The organism is Roseovarius gaetbuli, assembly GCF_900172365.1.
Taxonomy (GTDB): domain Bacteria; phylum Pseudomonadota; class Alphaproteobacteria; order Rhodobacterales; family Rhodobacteraceae; genus Roseovarius; species Roseovarius gaetbuli.
The window spans coordinates 1-1,290 of sequence record NZ_FWFJ01000117.1; the positions used below are offsets into that span (position 1 = coordinate 1).

Sequence of the window (1,290 nt, forward strand, 5' to 3'; positions counted from 1 at the left end):
AGTAAGGATGATGGTTATGACGAAAAGCAAAATGGCAAATCGCTACTCGCCAGAGGTCCGCGCACGAGCGGTCAGGATGGTGTTTGAGCATCAAGGCTCATACGAAACGCAGGCGGGCGCGATTGCGGCCATTGCACCGAAGATCGGCTGTATTCCCCAGACCCTGCGCGAATGGGTCAAGCAGGCCGAGAAAGACAGCGGTATGCGCGACGGTGTCACGACCGAGGAACGGGATCGGATCAAGGCCCTGAAACGTGAAGTCCGCGAGTTGCGCCAGGCGAATGAGATCCTGCGCAAGGCGTCAGCTTATTTTGCGCAGGCGGAACTCGACCGCCCACTGAAGCGATGATCGCCTTCATTGAAGATCAGCGCGTTGTTTACGGCGTCTGTGCGATCTGCAGAGTCCTGCCGATCGCGCCGTCAACATATTATCATCGCCTGGCGTGCGAAGCCGATCCCTCCAAAGCCTCCGCGCGGCATCAGCGTGACATGGAGTTGCGTCCGGAGGTCAAACGGATCTGGGATGAGACTTACCAGGTCTATGGGGTCCGCAAGGCGTGGCATCAGCTAAAGCGGGAAGGCTATACGCTGGCGCGCTGCACGGTGGAGCGCTTGATGAAACAGATCGGCATCCGTGGTGCCGTGCGCGGAAAGGTGGTCAAGACGACGGTCCCGGACACGTCAGCGCCCTGTCCGCGTGACAAGGTAAACCGCGTGTTCCGGGCGCCTGCACCGAACCTGCTCTGGGTCAGCGATTTTACCCATGTGTCCACGTGGCAAGGCTTTGTTTATGTCGCTTTCGTCATCGACACATTCGCTGATCGCATCGTCGGATGGCGGGTCTCACGATCGGCCAAAACTGACTTTGTTCTCGATGCGCTCGAACAGGCCCTGCATGATCGACGGCCGGTCCAAAAGAGCGGATTGGTTCATCACTCGGATCGCGGCGGGCAATATTTGTCCATTCGATACACCGAGCGTTTGGCCGAAGCAGGCATTGAGCCATCGGTCGGCAGCGTCGGGGACTCGTATGATAACGCCCTCGCTGAGACGATTAACGGTCTCTACAAAACCGAGCTGGTCCACCGCCAGGGTCCATGGCGCAACATGCAAGATCTGGAAATGGCCACCCTCGGATGGGTCGATTGGTTCAACCACAGACGCCTGCTTGGCCCCATCGGAAACATTCCGCCAGCAGAGGCTGAAGAGAACTTCTATGCACAGCGCGACGTGCTCGATATGGTCGCGTGAAATGAAGCTATAGGTCTCCGGTAAACCCGGGGCGATTCA

Annotated in this window: 1 protein-coding gene and 1 other annotated feature; the gene reads left to right on the forward strand. The window is 58.2% G+C overall.

Going from position 1 to position 1,290, the window contains the following annotated elements:
- Positions 1-16 precede the first annotated feature (16 nt).
- A protein-coding gene (locus ROG8370_RS19830; protein WP_139838251.1) for an IS3 family transposase occupies positions 17-1,251 on the forward strand; the annotation gives its coding sequence in 2 pieces (ribosomal slippage) (positions 17-311 and positions 311-1,251; 1,236 coding nt in all).
- Positions 304-420 (forward strand) — a sequence feature (AL1L pseudoknot). It overlaps the preceding gene by 117 nt.
- Positions 1,252-1,290: the final 39 nt, after the last annotated feature.